The organism is Streptomyces sp. NBC_01549 (assembly GCF_026339955.1).
In the GTDB taxonomy this organism is placed as follows: Bacteria; Actinomycetota; Actinomycetes; order Streptomycetales; family Streptomycetaceae; genus Streptomyces.
This window is the reverse complement of sequence record NZ_JAPEPW010000002.1, coordinates 1,370,657-1,389,689: the sequence shown is the minus strand read 5'-3', so window position 1 is coordinate 1,389,689 and position 19,033 is coordinate 1,370,657. Positions and strand designations below refer to the sequence as shown.

Annotated in this window: 14 protein-coding genes, 1 tRNA gene, 1 pseudogene and 1 riboswitch; of the genes and pseudogenes, 6 read left to right on the top strand and 10 right to left on the bottom strand. The window is 70.4% G+C overall.

The window, feature by feature from the left end; genetic code table 11:
• Positions 1-2 precede the first annotated feature (2 nt).
• The 3 genes from OG819_RS41020 to OG819_RS41010 are packed head-to-tail and all read left to right on the top strand — an operon-like array spanning position 3 to position 1,101.
• Positions 3-263 (top strand): phosphopantetheine-binding protein, encoded by a 261-nt coding sequence (locus OG819_RS41020; protein ID WP_266632306.1) that lies wholly within the window; start codon positions 3-5, stop codon positions 261-263.
• 2 nt (positions 264-265) lie between these two features.
• On the top strand, positions 266-742 hold the full coding sequence (locus tag OG819_RS41015; protein ID WP_266632308.1) for an SRPBCC family protein: 477 nt from the start codon (positions 266-268) through the stop codon (positions 740-742).
• A gap of 26 nt (positions 743-768) precedes the next feature.
• Entirely contained in the window at positions 769-1,101 is a 333-nt protein-coding gene (locus OG819_RS41010) for a TcmI family type II polyketide cyclase (RefSeq protein WP_266654261.1), read from the top strand.
• A 95-nt stretch (positions 1,102-1,196) separates the two neighbouring features.
• Here the strand turns inward: OG819_RS41010 and OG819_RS41005 are convergent, their stop codons facing one another.
• From OG819_RS41005 to OG819_RS40995, 3 genes are all read right to left on the bottom strand, one after another.
• Positions 1,197-2,249, bottom strand: coding sequence for a methyltransferase (locus OG819_RS41005; RefSeq protein WP_266654259.1), 1,053 nt, complete (start codon positions 2,247-2,249; stop codon positions 1,197-1,199).
• 44 nt (positions 2,250-2,293) lie between these two features.
• A complete protein-coding gene (locus tag OG819_RS41000; protein ID WP_266632312.1) occupies positions 2,294-3,355 on the bottom strand; it encodes a nitrous oxide reductase family maturation protein NosD in 1,062 nt (353 codons plus the stop codon).
• 172 nt (positions 3,356-3,527) lie between these two features.
• On the bottom strand, positions 3,528-5,747 hold the full coding sequence (locus OG819_RS40995; RefSeq protein ID WP_266654257.1) for an NADP-dependent isocitrate dehydrogenase: 2,220 nt from the start codon (positions 5,745-5,747) through the stop codon (positions 3,528-3,530).
• 196 nt (positions 5,748-5,943) lie between these two features.
• Here OG819_RS40995 and OG819_RS40990 point away from each other — a divergent pair.
• Positions 5,944-7,502, top strand: a pseudogene (locus OG819_RS40990) (M1 family metallopeptidase).
• 41 nt (positions 7,503-7,543) lie between these two features.
• Here OG819_RS40990 and OG819_RS40985 read toward each other — a convergent pair.
• From OG819_RS40985 to OG819_RS40965, 5 genes are all read right to left on the bottom strand, one after another.
• Positions 7,544-8,629 carry a mechanosensitive ion channel family protein gene (locus OG819_RS40985; RefSeq protein WP_266654255.1) on the bottom strand — a complete coding sequence of 362 codons (1,086 nt, stop codon included), beginning with the start codon at positions 8,627-8,629 and terminating at the stop codon, positions 7,544-7,546.
• A gap of 280 nt (positions 8,630-8,909) precedes the next feature.
• Positions 8,910-9,674, bottom strand: a complete 765-nt coding sequence (locus OG819_RS40980) for a crotonase/enoyl-CoA hydratase family protein (protein WP_266632322.1) — start codon at positions 9,672-9,674, stop codon at positions 8,910-8,912.
• Positions 9,675-9,744: 70 nt separating this feature from the next.
• Positions 9,745-11,238 carry a C40 family peptidase gene (locus OG819_RS40975; RefSeq protein ID WP_266654253.1) on the bottom strand — a complete coding sequence of 498 codons (1,494 nt, stop codon included), beginning with the start codon at positions 11,236-11,238 and terminating at the stop codon, positions 9,745-9,747.
• A 56-nt stretch (positions 11,239-11,294) separates the two neighbouring features.
• Positions 11,295-11,466: riboswitch (cyclic di-AMP (ydaO/yuaA leader) on the bottom strand.
• 115 nt (positions 11,467-11,581) lie between these two features.
• Positions 11,582-12,943: a diacylglycerol kinase family protein gene (locus OG819_RS40970; RefSeq protein WP_266654251.1), complete on the bottom strand. Its 1,362-nt coding sequence runs from the start codon at positions 12,941-12,943 to the stop codon at positions 11,582-11,584.
• Between the two features lie 264 nt (positions 12,944-13,207).
• Positions 13,208-14,395 (bottom strand): PP2C family protein-serine/threonine phosphatase, encoded by a 1,188-nt coding sequence (locus OG819_RS40965; protein WP_323139416.1) that lies wholly within the window; start codon positions 14,393-14,395, stop codon positions 13,208-13,210.
• Positions 14,396-14,571: 176 nt separating this feature from the next.
• On the opposite strand from OG819_RS40965, the gene OG819_RS40960 reads away from it, so the two are divergent.
• Positions 14,572-15,936: an FAD-dependent oxidoreductase gene (locus OG819_RS40960; RefSeq protein ID WP_266654249.1), complete on the top strand. Its 1,365-nt coding sequence runs from the start codon at positions 14,572-14,574 to the stop codon at positions 15,934-15,936.
• Between the two features lie 93 nt (positions 15,937-16,029).
• Here OG819_RS40960 and ligA read toward each other — a convergent pair whose 3' ends face one another.
• Positions 16,030-18,123: an NAD-dependent DNA ligase LigA gene (gene ligA / locus OG819_RS40955; RefSeq protein ID WP_266654247.1), complete on the bottom strand. Its 2,094-nt coding sequence runs from the start codon at positions 18,121-18,123 to the stop codon at positions 16,030-16,032.
• Between the two features lie 101 nt (positions 18,124-18,224).
• On the opposite strand from ligA, the gene OG819_RS40950 reads away from it, so the two are divergent.
• Positions 18,225-18,287 (top strand) — tRNA-Ser (locus OG819_RS40950).
• A 95-nt stretch (positions 18,288-18,382) separates the two neighbouring features.
• Here OG819_RS40950 and OG819_RS40945 read toward each other — a convergent pair.
• The gene (locus OG819_RS40945) at positions 18,383-18,991 is read right to left on the bottom strand and encodes a TetR/AcrR family transcriptional regulator (protein WP_266654245.1); all 609 of its coding nucleotides are present in this window, start codon (positions 18,989-18,991) and stop codon (positions 18,383-18,385) included.
• Positions 18,992-19,033 lie beyond the last annotated feature (42 nt).

Below are 19,033 nucleotides of genomic sequence, written 5' to 3'. Positions count from 1 at the left end.
CCATGATCACCACCGAAGTGACCCTCATCGAACTGGCCTCCCTGATGAAGAAGGCGGCCGGAATCACCGTCGAACCCGAGGACCTCGAGAAGTCGTCGGACTCCCCGTTCGGCGTCCTCGGCCTCGACTCCCTCGGCCTGCTGGGCATCGTCGGTGAGCTGGAGAACCGTTACAGCCAGCCGCTGCCCCCCGACGCCGAGCGCTGCAAGACCCCCCGTGAGTTCCTCGACCTCGTCAACAACACCCTCAAGTCTGGAGCCTGAAAGTGGCAGGACACACCGAGAACAGCATCACCATCGACGCCCCTCTCGACCTCGTCTGGGACATGACCAACGACATCGAGAACTGGCCGCAGCTCTTCAGCGAGTACGCGTCCCTGGAGGTGCTCTCCCGGGACGGCGACACGACGAAGTTCCGCCTGACCATGCACCCGGACGAGAACGACAAGATCTGGAGCTGGGTCTCGGAGCGGACCGTGGACCGTGCCAAGCGGACCGTCCGCGCCCGCCGCGTCGAGACGGGCCCCTTCGACCACATGAACATCCGGTGGGAGTACAAGGAGACCCCTCAGGGCACCCACATGCACTGGGTGCAGGACTTCGCGATGAAGCCCGAGGCTCCGGTCGACGACGCCTGGATGACGGACAACATCAACCGCAACTCCCGCGTCCAGATGGAGCTCATCCGGGACCGGATCGAGAAGGTCGCCCGCGACCGTCAGAACGCGCCGATGCCCGGCTGACCGCCGGAGCTCAGGAAGGACAACCGATGCACCACGCCCTGATCGTCGCGCGCATGGCGCCCGACTCGGCCCCGGCGATCGCCGATGTGTTCGCCGCCTCCGACCGCGGTGAACTCCCGCACCTGATCGGCGTCAAGCGCCGCAGCCTCTTCCAGTTCGGTGATGTGTACATGCACCTCATCGAAGCCGACCAGGACCCGTCACCCGCCATCGCGAAGGTGGTCGGGCACCCCGAGTTCCGCAGTGTCAGCGGGCAGCTGGCGGCGTACGTCAGCGCCTACGACCCGAAGACGTGGCGCAGCCCCAAGGACGCCATGGCCCAGTGCTTCTACCGCTGGGAGCGGGACGCCGGCTCCTGAGGCGAGCGCCCGGACACAACCCGAGGCCGCCGACCCCGCGACAGACGCGGAGCCGGCGGCCTCGGGTTTTTCCCGGTGGACCGGGAGGGGCCGGATCAGCCCGGGATCGTGCACTCGAAGGCGTGCAGATACGGGTTGACCGGACGGAACTCGTCGATGACGAGCCCCGCGGCGGTCAGCCGGTCGACCATGCTCTGCCGGGTGTGCTTCGCACCGCCGACATTGAGGAGCAGCAGCAGGTCCATGGCTGTGGTGAACCGCATCGACGGGGTGTCGTCCACGAGGTTCTCGATGACGACGACGCGGGCACCGGGCCGCGCCGCCTTGCGGACGTTCGCCAGCGCCCTGCGGGTACTGTCGTCGTCCCACTCCAGGATGTTCTTGATGATGTACACGTCCGCCTGGACCGGGATGTCCTCACGGCAGTCCCCGGGCACCACGCGCACCCGTTCGGCCAGTGAACCGCCTTCGCGCAGCCGGGGATCGGCGTTCCTCACCACTCCCGGCAGGTCGAGCAGCGTGCCGTGCATAGCGGGGTGCTTCTCCAGCAGGCTGACCAGGACCTGGCCCTGACCGCCGCCGATGTCCGCGACCGAGGACACACCACGCAGATCGAGAAGGTTCGCCACGTCCCGCGCCGACTGCTCGCTGGACGTCGTCATGGCCCGGTTGAACACGTACGCCGACTCCGGGGCCTCTTCGTTGAGGTAGTCGAAGAACTCCCGCTCGTACACGTCCTCGAAGACGTTCCGGCCGGAGCGCACCGCCTCGTCGAGCTTCGGCCAGACGTTCCACGTCCACGGCTCGGTGCACCACAGGGCGATGTAGCGGAGGCTGTGCGGGTCGTCCTCGCGCAGCAGCCGGGACATCTCCGTGTGCGTGAAGGTACCGTCCGGGAGTTCGGTGAAGACCCCCTGGCAGGACAGCGCCCGCAGCAGCCGGCGCAGGGTCTTCGGCTGGGTCTTCACCGCCGCCGCCAGGTCCTCCACGCTCATGGGCGTGTCACCCAGGGTGTCCGCCACGCCGAGGCGGGCGGCCGCGCGTACGGCGGCGGCGCAGGCCGCTCCGAAGACGAGCTCCCGCAGCCGCATGGGCGGTGGGGGAGCCGGATCGACCGTGGCCGGGGGGGCCGGATCAACAGTGGTCATTGTCGTGCCTCGCTTCTGGGATCGTGCTGGTGGGGGAGGAGGGGTCAGCACAGTCCGGCGGGCTCGGAGTGCGCGCAGGTGTTGTCGTGGAAGGTGTTGCGCTTGCCCTTGGCGCGGTCGCGGTTGGCGAGGTCGGCCTTGCCGTTGCGCTGCGCCACGTTGTTGCGGATCTCGTTGTGCTCGTTGACGGCGCCCACGAAGCTCTTGTAGAGAACGATGCCGCCGGACAGCGGGGAGGTGCCCACGTTGTCCTCGACCCTGTTCTCCGCCACCAGCGTCTTCTCGGCTCCGGTGAGGACGATTCCGGAGCCCTGCAGGAAGGGCAGCCGGGGGGTCTTGGGACAGAACTTGTTGTTGGCGTGGATGTAGTTGCGGACCACGCTCAGCGCCCCGACGTGCGGCTTGTTCTCGTCGCCCACGACGAACACCGCGGCGCAGTTGCCGGTCGCCTCGTTGTGATCGACGGTCAGGTTCCGCAGCCGTCGGACCGTGACGCCGATCCGGTTGCCGGCCAGAACGTTGTGGCTGACGACCGTCCCCAGGGAGTCCCGGGCGCCCTCCTCGGTGCTGACCGTGTTGGACAGGAACAGTCCGGCGTCGCCGTTCTTCTGGGCGAGGTTGTAGCGGAACACCCCGCGTACGGAGCGCTCCTGGGCGATGCCCCACTGGCCGTTCTTCTCGGCGACCACTCCCTGGACCGTCAGCCGGTCGGTGCCCGACGCCCACAGGCCGTGCTTGGCGAAGCCTCTGAGGGTCAGTGAGCTGACGGTGACGTCCTTGACGCGCTTTTTGTCCGTTCCGGTGACGCAGATCCCGTTGCCGGCCTTGGCGCAGCTGCCGGAGGCCTTACCCGGCACGATGACGGTGGAGCGGGCACCGTAGCCGCGCAGCGTCAGGTTCGACACCGTGACGCGGACGCTCTCGTGGTACGTGCCGGGGGAGAGGAGGACGGTGTCCCCCGGGTGTGCGGAATTCACGGCCTGCTGGATCGACCCGCCGGGTTTGACCCAGTGCACCGTCCGGTGCTCGGCCGACGGGGCGGCACCCAGCACCGACGCTGTGACGGCTGCGGTGCAGGCGAGGTAGGCCATCTGTCGTTTCGTCATAGGCCGAAGCTAAGAGCGGGTGTTCCGGCCCGCCACCGCTGATCACCCAGGTGGACCGCCGGTGTCACCTGCCTGCGCGCGTACGGGTGAGCCGTCGGCGGACATGCGACCGCCCCGGCCGGAGAGCCCGGCCGGGGCGGTGCGGTGGCGACGCGTGGGCGCCGACGGTGTGTCAGGCGAGGGTCGCGAGCGTCTCGTTCCAGGTGGCCGAGGGGCGCATGACGGTCGCGGCCTTGGCCGGGTCGGGCTGGTAGTAGCCGCCGATGTCGGCGGGCTTGCCCTGGACCGAGAGCAGCTCGTCGACGATCGTCCGCTCCTGCGCTGTCAGCGTCTCGGCGAGCGGGGCGAACGCCTTGGCGAGGTCCGCGTCGTCGGTCTGCTTGGCCAACTCCTGCGCCCAGTACAGGCCCAGGTAGAAGTGGCTGCCGCGGTTGTCGATGCCGCCGACACGACGGGTCGGCGACTTGTCCTCGTTGAGGAAGGTCGCCGTCGCGCGGTCGAGGGTGTCGGCGAGCACCTGGGCGCGCGCGTTGCCCGTGGTCTGCGCGAGGTGCTCGAAGCTCGCCGCGAGGGCGAAGAACTCGCCGAGGCTGTCCCAGCGCAGGTAGTTTTCCTTGACCAGCTGCTGGACGTGCTTCGGGGCGGAGCCGCCGGCACCCGTCTCGAAGAGGCCGCCGCCCGCCATCAGCGGAACGACGGAGAGCATCTTGGCGCTGGTGCCCAGCTCCAGGATCGGGAACAGGTCGGTCAGGTAGTCACGCAGGACGTTGCCGGTGACCGAGATCGTGTTCAGGCCCTTGCGGATGCGCTCCAGGGAGAACTTCGTCGCCTCGACCGGGGAGAGGATCTTGATGTCCAGGCCCTCGGTGTCGTGCTCCGGCAGGTACGCGTTGACCTTCTCGATCAGCTGCGCGTCGTGGGCGCGGGTCTCGTCCAGCCAGAACACCGCCGGGTCGCCGGTGGCGCGGGCGCGGGTGACGGCCAGCTTCACCCAGTCCTTGATCGGGTCGTCCTTGGTCTGGCAGGCGCGGAAGATGTCGCCCGCGCCGACGGCCTGCTCCAGGACCACGTTGCCGGCCTGGTCGACGAGGCGGACCGTGCCGGTGGTGGGGATCTCGAAGGTCTTGTCGTGGCTGCCGTACTCCTCGGCCTTCTGCGCCATCAGACCGACGTTCGGCACCGAGCCCATGGTGGACGGGTCGAAGGCGCCGTGGGCGCGGCAGTCGTCGATGACGACCTGGTAGACGCCGGAGTAGCTGCTGTCCGGGAGGACGGCGAGGGTGTCGGCCTCCTGGCCGTCCGGGCCCCACATGTGGCCGGAGGTGCGGATCATCGCCGGCATGGAGGCGTCGACGATCACGTCGGAGGGGACGTGCAGGTTGGTGATGCCCTTGTCCGAGTCGACCATCGCGAGGGCCGGGCCCTCGGCGAGCTCGGCGTCGAAGGACGCCTTGATCTCGGCGCCCTCGGGCAGCGACTCGAGGCCCTTGAAGATGCCGCCCAGACCGTCGTTCGGGGTCAGACCGGCGGCGGCGAACGTCTCGCCGTACTTCGCGAACGTCTTGGGGAAGAAGGCGCGTACGACGTGGCCGAAGACGATCGGGTCGGAGACCTTCATCATCGTGGCCTTGAGGTGCACGGAGAACAGCACGTCCTCGGCCTTGGCACGGGCGATCTGCGCCGTGAGGAACTCGCGCAGCGGCGCGACGTGCATGACGGACGCGTCGACGACCTCGCCCGCGAGGACGGGTACCGACTCGCGCAGCACGGTGGTGGAGCCGTCGTCGCCCGCCAGCTCGATGCGCAGCGAGCCCGCCTCGGAGATCACCGCGGACTTCTCGGTGGAGCGGAAGTCGTCGACGCCCATGGTGGCGACGTTGGTCTTGGACTCGGGGGTCCAGGCGCCCATGCGGTGCGGGTGGGTCTTGGCGTAGTTCTTGACCGACGCGGGGGCGCGGCGGTCGGAGTTGCCCTCGCGCAGCACCGGGTTCACAGCGGAGCCCTTGACCTTGTCGTAACGGGAGCGGATGTCGCGCTCCTCGTCCGACTTCGGGTCATCCGGGTAGGCCGGCAGCGCGTAGCCCTGCTCCTGCAGCTCGGCGACCGCGGCCTTCAGCTGCGGGATCGAGGCCGAGACGTTCGGCAGCTTGATGATGTTCGCCTCGGGCGTCTTCGCCAGCTCACCGAGCTCCGCGAGGGCGTCGGGAATGCGCTGACCCTCCTGGAGGAACTCGGGGAAGAGCGCGAGGATGCGCCCGGCCAGCGAGATGTCACGGGTCTCCACAGTGACACCCGCCTGCGAGGCGTACGCCTGGACCACCGGCAGGAACGAATACGTCGCCAGGGCCGGGGCCTCGTCAGTGTGCGTGTAAATGATGGTCGAGTCAGTCACCGGGTGCTCCGCTCCACGTCTGCAACATTGCTCGACATCAAGATATCTCGTGAGCGACCCCGACTCGACAGGGGTCTGTCCGCCATCGCCGTGAACAAGAAGTGGCGCGCCCCAGGCAACCGCCTTCCAGGCTCTCGTACTCCTGCTGGACGAACGCCCACCTGGACCAGCTCGTCCTCGCGAACGAAAGCGAACCATGAGATATCGCACGAGAGTGACGGCCCCCGCGGCCGCCCTGACCGGAACGGCCGCGGTGCTCACTGCGGGCACCCCGGCGGCCTCCGCCCAGACCCCGGCCTTACGGGGTGGGGGCACCCCCGGCGCGGAGACCCTGCCCGAGCCCGACCCCGTCTTCCCGGCCCTCGGCAACGACGGCTACCGCGTCACCGCGTACCACCTCGACTTCTCGTACGACGCGACGAACCGCCTGGTCGACGCCATCGCGACCCTGACTCTGCGCGCGACCCCGGACCTCTCCCGCTTCTCGCTCGACGCGCTCGGTCTGGACATCCGTTCCGTGCGGGTCGGCGGTCGCACGGCTATATTCGAACAAATAGACGAAAAGTTGCGGGTCACCCCGGCGTGCCCCCTGCCGGAGCGCGCCCGGGTGACCGTCCGCATCGAGTACTCCGCCGACCCGAGCCGCTCGCTCGCGCACACGGCTGGGTCGTCACCCCCGACGGATTCGCGGTCTGCGCCCAGCCGAACTCGGCGCACACCGTCTTCCCCTGCAACGACCACCCCACGGACAAGGCGGCCTTCAGCTTCCGCGTCACCGTCCCGCGCGGTCTGCGCGGCGTCGCGAACGGCACCCTGGTCCGCGCCGAGAACCTGGACGGCGACCGGACCGCGTACACCTACCGTTCGCGGCACCCCATGGCCACGGAGCTGGTGCAGATCACGGTCGGTGACTACACGGTGAAGGACCGGCGGGGGCCGCACGGGCTGCCCCTTCGGGACGTCGTCCCGACCGCGCGGGCCGCCGCCCTCGAACCCGCGCTCAGCCTCACTCCCGGCCTGGTCGAGTGGGTGGAGCGGCGGCTCGGGGCGTTCCCCTTCGAGACGTACGGTCTGCTGCCCTGCAACTCCGACGATCCGAAGGCCTTCGACTTCACGGGCCTGGAGACCCAGACCCTCACGCTCTACAAGCCGGCCTTCCTGCTCCAGGAGGAGCAGAAGATCGGCGCGCACCTGATGCACGAGCTGGTCCACTCCTGGTTCGGCAACAGCGTCAGTCCCGCCGGCTGGGCGGACCTGTGGCTGAACGAGTGGCACGCCGACTTCTACGGGCTGCTGTACCGCTTCGAGCGCGGCTGGCCCGACTCGCTCGGCCTGACCAGCATGGAGGCCCGGATGAAGGACACGTACGCCAGGGGAGACCTGTGGCGGCGGACCTCGGGGCCGGTCGCGGCGCCGAACGCCGTGAACCTCTTCGACAACCAGCGCTACCTGGGTGGCGTCCTGGTGCTGTACGCGCTGCGCGAGCTGGTCGGCGAGGACGTGTTCCGTCGCATCGAGCGCACCTTCCTGGGGTGCCATCGGGGCTCCTCCGCGAGCACCGAGGACTACATCGCCATCGCCTCCGAGGTCTCGGGGCAGGACCTGTCCGGCTTCCTGCGGGACTGGCTGTACGGCACGAAGACGCCCCGTTTGCCGGGCCACCCCGACTGGACGGTCGTCCCGGTGCCCCCGGGCCTTCTCGCGTCCCGTAACCGCGAGCCCGGCCACTACCCCGACTCGACCGCCACCCTCTGACGGTACGGCAGGGGAGCCGGGCGGACTCGCTTCGCCCGGTTCTACCTCCCCGACGTGGCCTCGCGCTGGTGCGGGATGCCCGCCTCCAGCAGCTCCGCCCCGCCCGGCTGCAGCGCCACCGTCCGGGTGGGCGCCGGAATCCGGATGCCCTCGTCCCGGTACCGCCTGTGCAGGCGTTTGATGAACTCGTGCTTGATCCGGTACTGGTCGCTGAACTCGCCCACGCCGAGGATGACGCTGAAGCTGATGCGGGAGTCGCCGAAGGTGTGGAAGCGCACGGCGGGCTCGTGGTCCGGGACGGCGCCGGTGATCCCGGTCATCGTCTCGGTGACGACCTCGGTGGTCACACGCTCGACATGGTCCAGGTCGCTGTCGTAGCCGACTCCGACCTGGACGATGAGGGTCATCTGCTGCTCGGGGCGGTTGAAGTTGGTCATGTTGGTGCCCGCGAGCTGGGCGTTGGGGATGATGACCAGGTTGTTGGAGAGCTGACGGACCGTCGTGTTGCGCCAGTTGATGTCCACGACGTAGCCCTCCTCACCGCTGCTGAGACGGATGTAGTCGCCGGGCTGGACCGTCTTCGAGGCGAGGATGTGGACGCCCGCGAAGAGGTTGGCGAGGGTGTCCTGCAGGGCGAGCGCCACCGCCAGACCGCCCACACCCAGGGCCGTGAGCAGCGGGGCTATGGAGATGCCCAGCGTCTGCAGCATGACGAGGAAGCCCATCGCCAGCACCACGACCCGGGTGATGTTGACGAAGATGGTGGCCGAACCCGCCACCCCGGACCGGGACTGGGCCAGCGAGCGGACGAGGCCGGTGATGACCCGGGCCGCGGTCAGCGTCGCCACGAAGATGAGGACGACGGTCAGGACCTTGTTGACGTTGCGCCCGACCGGAGCCGTCAGCGGAAGCACCGCGCCCGCCGCCGAGACACCGGCGGCGATCGCGCCCCAGGGGACGAGTGTGCGCAGCGCGTCGACGATGAAGTCGTCACCGCTCCACCGGGTGCGCGAGGCGTGCTTGCCGAGCCAGCGCAGCAGGATGCGCAGCAGGAACGCCGCCAGCAGACCCGCCACCACGGGAATCCCGGCCATCATCAGGTCGTCCAGTGTGAGGGAGTGTTTCACCGGCCGCCTCCCGTGCGGCGGAGGGGAAGGCCCGTGGGCCGGATGTGCTGTGTCGTCACTTGCCACCTGCTCGAATCCGGGAATGCACGATCACGCCCGGACGTGTGTTCGTCGTCCGGGGTGAGGCCTCATCCTGCCGTACTCACAGGTACGTCCGTTACCGGGCCCGCACGATTCCGGCACACCTGTCGACCCGTCACCAGGGTCTCGGCCGAGGCCGATCCGGTCGGGGCCGATCCGGTCGCGCCGAGGAGCCGCGACACCGCACAGGCCGTCGCCCCTACTTCGCCGTGAACGAGCCGTGCCGCCCGGCTCCCGAGGCGAAGCGGGCGGCGCCCTCCATGCCCTCGGCCAACACGTCCAAGCCGTAACGGAGTTCGACGCGCATGGCCGCCTCTTCGATCAGTCCCTCCTGGTCGAGGACCGACGCGCGGTCGCTGCGCAGGCAAGACTGGGGGAAATCGGCGATCGCCGCGGCGAGTTCCTCGGCCTCGGCACGGGCGCGGCCGGTCGGGACCAGCCGGTTGGCGAGGCCCATCTCGTACGCCTCGGCCGCCGGCACCGCGCGGCCGGTGAGGATCAGGTCCATCGCGCGACTGGTGCCGATGAGGCGGGGGAGCCGTACGGTGCCGCCGTCGATGAGCGGGACGCCCCAGCGGCGGCAGAAGACACCGAAGACGGCGTCCTCCTCGGCGACCCGCAGATCGCACCAGAGCGCCAGTTCCAGGCCGCCCGCGACGGCGTGCCCCGCGACCGCCGCGATGACGGGCTTGGACAGCCGCAGCCGGGTGGGACCCATCGGCCCGTCACCGTCCCGCTCGACCCGGTTGCCGTGTTCGGTGCCGATCGCCTTGAGGTCCGCGCCGGCGCAGAACGTGCCGCCCTCGCCCCAGAGCACCGCGACCCGGGCCGTCTCGTCCGCCTCGAACTCCCGGAAGGCGTCGACGAGTTCGGTGGCGGTCGGCCCGTCCACGGCGTTGCGGGCGGCGGGACGGGAGAGGACGACCGTGGTGACGTAACCCTGACGTTCGATCCGGACCGACATCGTGCTGTCCCCTTCTCCCGACCGTGTACGCCTTCTCGTGACCGGCGTACGGCGAGGCTACTCCGGGGTGTCACGCCGGGCGCAGCGCGCTGTGGATCGCTTTCTGTCCGGCGAAGAAGATCGACTCTTCGCGTATCGAGGCACCCGGGCTGGGGGCGTGGATCATCATGCCGTTGCCGGTGTAGAAGCCGACGTGGCTGACGTTGTCGTGGAAGAAGATCAGGTCGCCGAACTGGATGTCGGTCAGGGGAATCGCCGTGCCGGCGGTCGCCTGGCCGTGCACGGTGCGCGGGAGCGCGACCCCGGCGGCCCTCCAGGCGGCCTGGGTGAGGCTGGAGGAGTCGTACGAGTCCGGTCCGGTCGCGCCCCAGACACACGGCTTGCCGATCTGCGCGCGAGCGAAGGCGAGGGCCTTGGCGGCCTTTCCGCCGTACCCCGACTCCGAGGCGCCGACCATGCCGACGGGGCCGGCCATGTAGACCGCGCCGATGGAAGCACCGGTGCCTACGGTCATGCCCGCGCCGAGGGACACGTCCGCGCCGGGGGGCATGCCTGCGGCCATGGGTATATCCGCGGTCAGGGGCGTGTTCGCGCCGGGGGACATCTCCCGGGCGGGAGGCATGCCCGCGCCGAGGGACATGTCCGCGGTCAGGGGGATGCCGGCGCCGTTGGACATGTTCGGGCCGGGGGGCATGCCTGCGGCCATGGGTATATCCGCGGTCAGGGGCGTGTTCGCGCCGGGGGACATCTCCCGGACGGGAAGCATCCCCGCCCCCATGGACATGTCCCGGCCGAGAGGCATCCCCGCGCCGAGGGACATGTCCGGGCCGAGTGCGGTCGGCTGCTGGCGCTGCCACTCCTCGGCGGCCTGGTGGCGAGCCTGGTCCTGCGGGGCGGGCCAGGCCACCTCGGCCGGACGCGACTCGATCGTCGCGGGCCCAGGGTTCCACTGTGCGGCGTGCTTGGACACCACCTCACGGGCCAGCGCCAGTTTCCGCTGGATCTTCTCCTTGGACGTCTTCAGCGAGGACTGCCCGGGCCCGGCGGGCAGCGCGGGCAGCAGGGCCGCGGCGGCCTGCTGCACAGGCTGTGGCGCGGGCGGCAGCGCGGCGACGGCTCTGGCCGTCAACTCGGCCACGGGACCGGCGGCCGCCTCGGCGGCAGGCCCGGCGGTCAGCTCCAGGACGGGGCGGGCGGTCAACTCCCGCCCACCGTTGGTGAGCCCGTCCTCCGGACGCCTGGCCGGGCTCGCGGGCCGCGCGGCCGGGGGGTCCGGCATCCGGTCGGCCGGCAGCCTGGCCGGCGCGGACGGACCCAGCCGTGAGCGTGCCGCGTCGAACCAGGTCTTGGTGATGTCGTCGAGGGCGGGATCGCTGCGCCTGCGCGCGGTTTCCGGCGTCGGGTTGCCGCGGCCTCGGCTCCCCGTGGTCATCGCGCGGGTCCCGTTGACGAACCCGACGGCGTTCTCGGCCTGGTCGTAGAGGGAGCTGATGCGCTGCTGCACCTCTTCGCGACTCGGACCGTCCGCGCCGTTGAGGGCCGCCGCGCGTGCGGAGTCTGGCATGCCAGGGAGGCTGGTGCCTCCAGGGCGCGGCGTTCGTTCCGGCGCCATGGGAGCCGTACTCCTTCCGTACTCCGCCTACCGAGTCGGCTGTCGGGTTCGGGCGCAAGATTCCGGAAGGCCAGCCCTACGGCCCTTGCCCGGTCGGGCGGTTGGGCCGATTCACCCCAAGGTCGGTTGGGTCCCCGGTTCCGGTTGCCACGGGGGCACCGGATTCGGCGGAGGTCGCGCGACCCGGCGAGGTTCGCCGGAGGGAGTCGTGCGTCCTGCCGCCAACTTAGCCAATTTGTGTGCCTGGTGTGAAGATTGCAGCTCGAACTGTCCGATATGTAATTGTGACCTTCGTCTACGTGTCCCCGGCGCGACCAGGATGTCGTACCACCGCCGTTCGCCCCATGGTCGCCGCGAGCGTGCCCAACCGGCGCCAGTCCAAGGGGGGTTGGGACTCGGGTACACCAGGCCGCTCCTTGGGGACGCGGACGCGCAGGGCGCCGGGTTCGACGCGGCAGTGAACCGGTACCGGCAGGACCAGGGCCTCACCGTCGATGCCGGCCTCGATCTCCGCGCGGTCGGCATCGATGACCACCTCACGGGTGGTCAGGACCGCGAGCCCGTCCGGCGCGGGGTCCAGTACGAGCGCGGCGGCCTCGGCCGCGCTGTCCACCGTGACGCCGAGGACGCCCAGGAGTCCGGAGTCGAGCCGTTCGCGGCGGCCGAGGCCGACCGGATCGTTGGTGCGGTACGGGTTGTTGCTCACCAGTACGGCCTGTGGGGCGTCGAGTGTCGTGTCGGCGGCGCGGACGGTCAGCCGCGGCCCGCGCTGACGGGTGAGCAGGTCGGGCAGGAGGCCCAGGACGGTGCCGATCTTGTCGTCGCGGTACGCGGGGCTCTGGACGACCGCCGCGTACGCGCCGAAGGAGGCGTTGTTGACGAACGGATGCCCGCCGGCGAAACCCAGGTCCACGCGGAGTTCCACGCCGTCGGTGAGAGCGTCCAGGCAGGTCGCCGGGTCGTCGCGGTCGAGGCCGAGATCCATGGCGAAGTGATTGCGGGTGCCGGCGGAGACCACCAGGAACGGCAGACCGTGCTCGGCGGCGACGGCCGCGACCAGCGCCTGGGTCCCGTCACCCCCGGCGACGCCCAGCAGGTCCGCGCCGTCCGCGACGGCGGCCCGGGCCAGCGCGGTGACGTCCTGGTGCTTCTCGGGGTCGAGGAGCACGACCCGCGCGCCGAGCCGCTCCGCCTTCTCCCGCAGTCCGAACTTCGCCACCTTGCCGCCGCCGGAGTGCGGGTTCATGAGGAGGAAGGCGCGCCGCGGTGGCGGGGCCCTGCGTTCCTTCGGGCGCGGGGCGCGCGTCCGATCGCTCCGCAGGGCGTACCGGCCGCTCCAGACGGCCATGGCCCACAGTGCCAGGGACACGGGAACGGCCCAGAGCAGCCCGGCCACGGCGAACAGGGTGAGCACGGCGCAGGGCGCGACCGCCGCCAGCACGGCCGCCACCCAGCGGAGCGGGCCGCGCCGGGTCAGCGCCCACCACAGCGCCGCCGCCGTGACCGCCACGCCGAGGAGCGCGGCAAAGAGCAGCAGTACGCCGTCCACGCCTCCGTAACCGAGCGGCAGCAGCACCGCCAGCGCCGCCGCGAGCAGCGCGGCCCTGGCCGTCCACCGTTTCCCGTGGCCGGCCTGTCCGCTCGCGTCCACACCCATCGCTCCTCCACGGACGTCATAGGTCCGGCCCTGGTGGCCGCGGCCACACGGTGACGAGGGCCCGCGAACGGCGGCACCGTCCGGGGAGGGGGCCTGGTTCGGCGGGCCGTCGCTGTGTGCGGCGTCGGGTATCGACGACACAGTCGTATGCAACCGCCGGGTCGCACCCCGCGCAACCGCCACGTTCCACCAGGGCGCGCGCCGACCGGACAGCCGCGGCTCCGGCCTCGGACCGAACCTGGTCGCCATGGCCCGGGAGTGAGGTCAGCGGTCCATCGACGGGGGCGCTCCACGGGGGTGGAACCGGTGGTGGCCCTCGACGGGGCGGGTGGTGACGTGCGGTCGATGCGGATGGGGGGAGGCGGTGCGTTCGATGATCAGGAGGGCGGCGTCGTCGCCGGGGTGGCCGCCGACGTGTGCGAGGAGGTCGGCGTGGATGTGGCGCAGCAGGGAGTCGGGGCTGGAGGCCGGGAAGGAGGCGACCCGATCGAGGAGCGGGTAGAAGGCGCCCGACGGTGAGCGGGCTTCGACGACGCCGTCGGTGTAGAGCAGCAGGATGTCGCCGGTTTGGAAGGTGAGCGGGTCGGGAGAGTGGCTCGCGCCGGGCAGCCCGCACATGCCGAGCGGGGGGACGGGGTGGCGCGCGTTCAGGACCGTGACCTCGTGGTTGCGCAGAAGCAGAGGCGGTGGATGACCGTGGTTGATCATCCAGCCCTGTGGACCCTCGTCGGGGATGTCGAGCACGAGCGCGGTGACGAAGTGCTCGCCCGGGTCGTGCTTCGTGTCGGCCACGTCCTCCAGGTCGCGGCACACGCTGACCTCCAGCGCCGCCGCCAGCTCGGGGAGCGTGGAGTACCGGTGAGCGCCCTCGCGGAACGCGCCCAGCACCACCGAGGCCTCGCCGATGGAGGCCAGGCCCTTGCCGCGTACGTCACCGATGATCACCCGGGTCGAGGACTGGGCGGCGCGGGAGATCGCGAACAGGTCGCCGCCGATCTGGGTCTCGTCCTCGGCGGCCAGATACAGCCAGGCCACGCGCAAGGGCCCGATCCGGCGGGGTGGCGGTCTGAGCAGAACCCGCTGCGCCGTCTCGGCCACCGACCGCGCCCGGCTCAGCTCCCGGTCGCGCCGCTCCCGTACATGGCAGACGAAGACCACCAGCGCCGAGAGCACGGTCAGGGCGATGATCTGCGCGACGTGGTTGGCGGTGGTCAGCCCGCCGTGGAACATCGCGATGAAGACCTGGGCGGCCACGGCCAGTATACCGACCAGCGCGGTCAGCCGCGGCCCGGCCAGGGAGGCGGTGAGGGCGGGTGCGATGACGAGCAACGGACCCAGGTGGACATCGGTCGGGGAGTGGAGGTCCACCACGGTGATCACCACGATCAGCGCGAGGGGGATCGCCACCAGTCCGCGGCCCGAGGGCTGCTCCACGAGGCGGTCCACTGACACGCGCCGGACACCCACATATCCCATTTTGCCCCCGATCATGAGGCGTCTGCCGTCCGGTGACCGACTCATAAGATCGGTTTATGGGGTCATAGATCCAGCCCGACTACTGACTAAGGTTTGCCTTAGTTTAGGCTTCCCGACGAGCCACCCTGCCACCGTTCGAAGGGAACCTGATCATGCCTCGCCCTCTGCGGGTAGCCATTGTCGGAGCCGGCCCCGCCGGGATCTACGCTGCCGACGCGCTGCTGAAGTCCGCAGTGGCGGTCGAGCCCGGTGTGTCCATCGACCTCTTTGAGCGGATGCCGGCCCCCTTCGGTCTGATCCGCTACGGCGTGGCCCCCGACCACCCGCGGATCAAGGGCATCATCACGGCCCTGCACCAGGTGCTCGACAAGCCTCAGATACGTCTCTTCGGCAACGTCGACTACCCGGGGGACATCAACCTCGACGACCTGCGCACCTTCTACGACGCGGTGATCTTCTCCACGGGGGCGACGGCCGACCGGGCCCTCGACATACCCGGCATCGGCCTTGACGGCTCGTACGGTGCGGCGGACTTCGTCTCCTGGTACGACGGCCACCCGGACGTGGAGCGGACCTGGCCGCTCGAAGCGGAGAAGGTCGCCGTCCTCGGTGTCGGCAATGTCGCCCTCGACGTCGCGCGCATCCTCGCCAAGACCGCCGACGAACTGCTGCCGACCGAGATCCCGCAGAACGTCTACGACGGCCTCAAGGCCAACAAGGCCCTGGAGGTCCACGTCTTCGGCCGCCGCGGTCCGGCGCAGGCGAAGTTCAGCCCGATGGAGCTGCGGGAGCTGGACCACTCCCCGAACATCGAGGTCATCGTCGACCCCGAGGACATCGACTACGACGAGGGCTCGATCGCGACCCGGCGCGGCAACAAGCAGGCCGACATGGTCGCCAAGACCCTGGAGAACTGGGCCATCCGCGACGCCGGTGACCGCCCGCACAAGCTCTTCCTGCACTTCTTCGAGTCCCCGACCGAGATCCTCGGCGAGAACGGCCGGGTCGTCGGCCTGCGCACCGAGCGCACCGCCCTCGACGGCACCGGCAACGTCAAGGGAACCGGCGAGTTCAAGGACTGGGACCTCGGTGCGGTCTACCGCGCCGTGGGCTACCTGTCCGACGAACTGCCCAAGCTCCCCTGGGACGCCGATTCGGGCACGGTCCCGGACCAGGGCGGCCGGGTGATCGAGGAGACCGGCGAGCACCTGCAGTCGACGTACGTCACCGGCTGGATCCGGCGCGGCCCCGTGGGTCTGATCGGCCACACCAAGGGCGACGCCAACGAGACCGTCGCCAGCCTGCTCGACGACCACACGAACGGACGTCTGCACACGCCCGCCTCGCCCGACCCGGAGGCCGTGGACGCGTTCCTCGGCGAGCGGAACGTCCGCTTCACCACCTGGGAGGGCTGGTACCGCCTGGACGCCGCGGAGAAGGCGCTGGGCGAACCGCAGGAACGGGAACGCGTGAAGATCGTCGAGCGCGAGGACATGCTCGACGCGAGCGGCGCCTAGTCCTCGGCGTGCGGTCGCCCTCGATGGCGACCGCACGCTGCCGCGTCGCGTCACGCCGGCGTCGGCCGTCAAGGGTCAGTCGGCCGTCAAGGATCAGTCGACGTAGTCGGCGACCAGGACCGCGAACTCGTCGGGGGTGGCCAGCCGGATGCCGAGGCCCTCGGCCTTGGCGCGCTTGGATCCGGCACCCTCGCCGGCGACGACCAGCGTGGTCTTCTTGGAGACGCTTGAGGAGGAGCGGCCACCGGCGCGTTCGATGAGTTCGTTCATCTGGTTGCGGCTGAGCTTCTCCAACGGGCCCGTCATGGCCCCGGTGACGACGACCGCCATCCCGGTCAGCGGACCGCCCGTCGGCTCCGCGCCCTGGGTGGCGCCGCCGGTGTCGTCGGTGGGGACGGGCGGGGTGGCGCCGGGTTCGGTCATGTTGACCCCGGCCGCGGCGAGCTTGTCGATGAGCGGAGCCAGTTCGGCCAGTTCGGCGACGATGGACGGGGCCTTCTCCGTGCCGATGCCCTCGACCCGCTGCATCGCTTCGGCGTCGGCGGCACGGATGTGCTCCATCGCGGCGAAGTACCGGGCGATACGACGGGACATGGAGCGGCCCGTACCGCGGACGCCGAGCGCGCACAGTACCCGCGACAAGGGTTGCCCCTTGGCCGCGTCGATCGCCGCGAGGAGATTGTCGGTGCTGGTCTCACCCATCCGTTCCAGGACGAGGAGCTGGTCGCGGGTGAGGGCGAACACGTCGGCCAGATCGGCGACCAGGCCGGCCTCGACGAGCTGGACGACACGGGTGTGGCCCAGCCCCTCGATGTCGAGCTGGTCACGGCCCGCGGCGTACGAGAGGGCGGCGACCAGGTGACAGTTGCGGCCGTTCGCGCAGCGCCAGCGCTGCTCGCTGGTGTCGATGGCGGAGCCGCACCGCGGGCACACCTCGGGGAAGACGATCGGCCGCTCCTCGCCGGTGCGCAGATGGGCGACGGGGGCCTCGACGCGGGGAATGACGTCCCCGGCGCGGTGGACCATGACATGGTCGCCCAGCCGCAGGTCGCGGCGGGTGATGTCGGCCGGGTTGTGGAGGGTGGCGTAGGTGATGGTGGAGCCGTCGATCTCGACCGGTTCGAGGACCGCGCGCGGAGCGATGATGCCGGTGCGGCCCACGTTCCACTCCACCTCCAGGAGCCGGGTGATCTTCTCCACGGCCGGCAGCTTGTAGGCGATCGCCCAGCGAGGGGCACGCGAACCGGATCCGGCGACGGCCTGATCGGCGGCCAGGTCGGCCTTGATGACGATCCCGTCGATTCCGAACGGCAACTCCGCCCGCAGCGCGGCGACCTCCTTCACCCGGTCCAGGACCTGCTCGGCGGTCTCCGCCGTGGTGCCGGGCACGGCGGTGGAGGCGGTGATGTTCACACCGAGCTCGCCGCACCGCGCCATCAGCTCGCTGTGCGCGGCTTCGCCCAGCCGCGCCGCGAGGTCCTCCTGTGTACCGGGCAGCGCCAGCACGCCGTAGCCGAAGAAGGTCATCGGCACGGTGTAGGCGCGGTCCTTGGCACGCAGCGTGCCCGCCGCGGCGTTGCGCGGGTTCGCGAACGGCTGCCCGCCGTGCGCGGTGCGCACCTCGTTGGCGTGCTCGAACTGGGCGGTGGTCATCAGGACTTCGCCGCGCACCTCCACCGTGACCGGTTCGGCGAGTTCGGCCGGGAGCCCTTCGACGGTGCCGATGGCGTGCGAGACGTCCTCCCCGGCCGTCCCGTCGCCACGGGTGATCAGCCGGGTGAGGCGGCCATGGGTGTAACGGGCGGCGATCGCGAGCCCGTCGAGCTTGGGCTCGACGCTGAACCGCGCGACGTCATGGCCGATTCGCCGGGCCAGCGACGAGGTCCAGGCGGTGAACTCCTCCGGCGAGAACACATTGTCCAGGCTCAGCATGGGCACCGTGTGCGGGACATCGCCCTCCACGGCACCACCGGCGACCTTCCCGGTCGGTGAGTCGGGCAGCACCTCGCCGGGATGAGCGGCCTCCCACGCCGCGATGCCCCGTACCAGCCGGTCGTAGGTGTCGTCGTCCAGCACTGACGTGCCGCCCGCGTAGTAGGCGGCCGAAGCCTTCACGGCGTCCTCGACCGCCTGCGCGTAGGCGGCGGCATCCACGATCACTGCAGCTGGTGTTGTCATGCTCGCCATCCTGCACGCCACCACTGACAACGCCCCGATACGCGTCTGCCGCACGCCGAAATCCAGATGACCGCGACGGCGGCCACCACTACGGTGGACCTCGTTCAGGTGCGAAGGTTTCGGCTACTTCTCCTGTCAAGAGAGAGACGCGGGTTCGAATCCCGTCGCCCGCCTCGGCGGGTGTCGTCCAGCGGCCCAGGACACTTACGTCGCCGACACCGATCCCGATCTCTGAACACCACGACACGAGCCGTCCGCCACGGGGGAGTTACAGGCGGACGGCTTCGTCGCGCGCGTTCGAGGCGGCAGGCGCGCCCACCCGTAGGCCGTCCATGACGAAGTCCAGAAGGCGGGTGGCGCGCGGCTGCCAGTCCCCGCCCGCGTCGATCTGCCAGAGACCGGCGATGACGAGGAAGAAGTCCTCGGGGGTCAGCCCGGGGCGGATGGTTCCGGCCTCGTCGTTCGCCGTCAGGAGCAGTGCGGCGGCCGAGGACATCGCGCCGTGTCCCAGTCTGGCCAGGGTGCCGTGCGCGAGGGTGGTCGCGCGCAGCGCCTCGGCCAGGCCGACCTTGGTCATGGCGAACTGGGCGAGGCGGTCCATCCACTCCCGCAGGGCCCGGTCCGGCGCGCGGGTCTCCAGCAACTGGGCCGCGGCGGCGGCGACCTGCTGCACCTCGTGGCGGTAGATCTCCAGGAGAAGGGCCTCGCGGTTCGGGAAGTTGCGGTAGAACGTTCCCTGCCCGACCCCCGCCTTCTTGGCGATCGTGCTGAGCGGGGTGTCCGCCGACCGCGTCAGCTCGGCCAGGGCCACTTCGAGGATGCGCTCGCGATTGCGTTGCGCGTCGGAGCGCAGTGGCGTGGCCTTCTTCTCCTGCACTCGGTCCTCCTTCGTCCTCCACGGCCTGCCGGGTGAACGCCT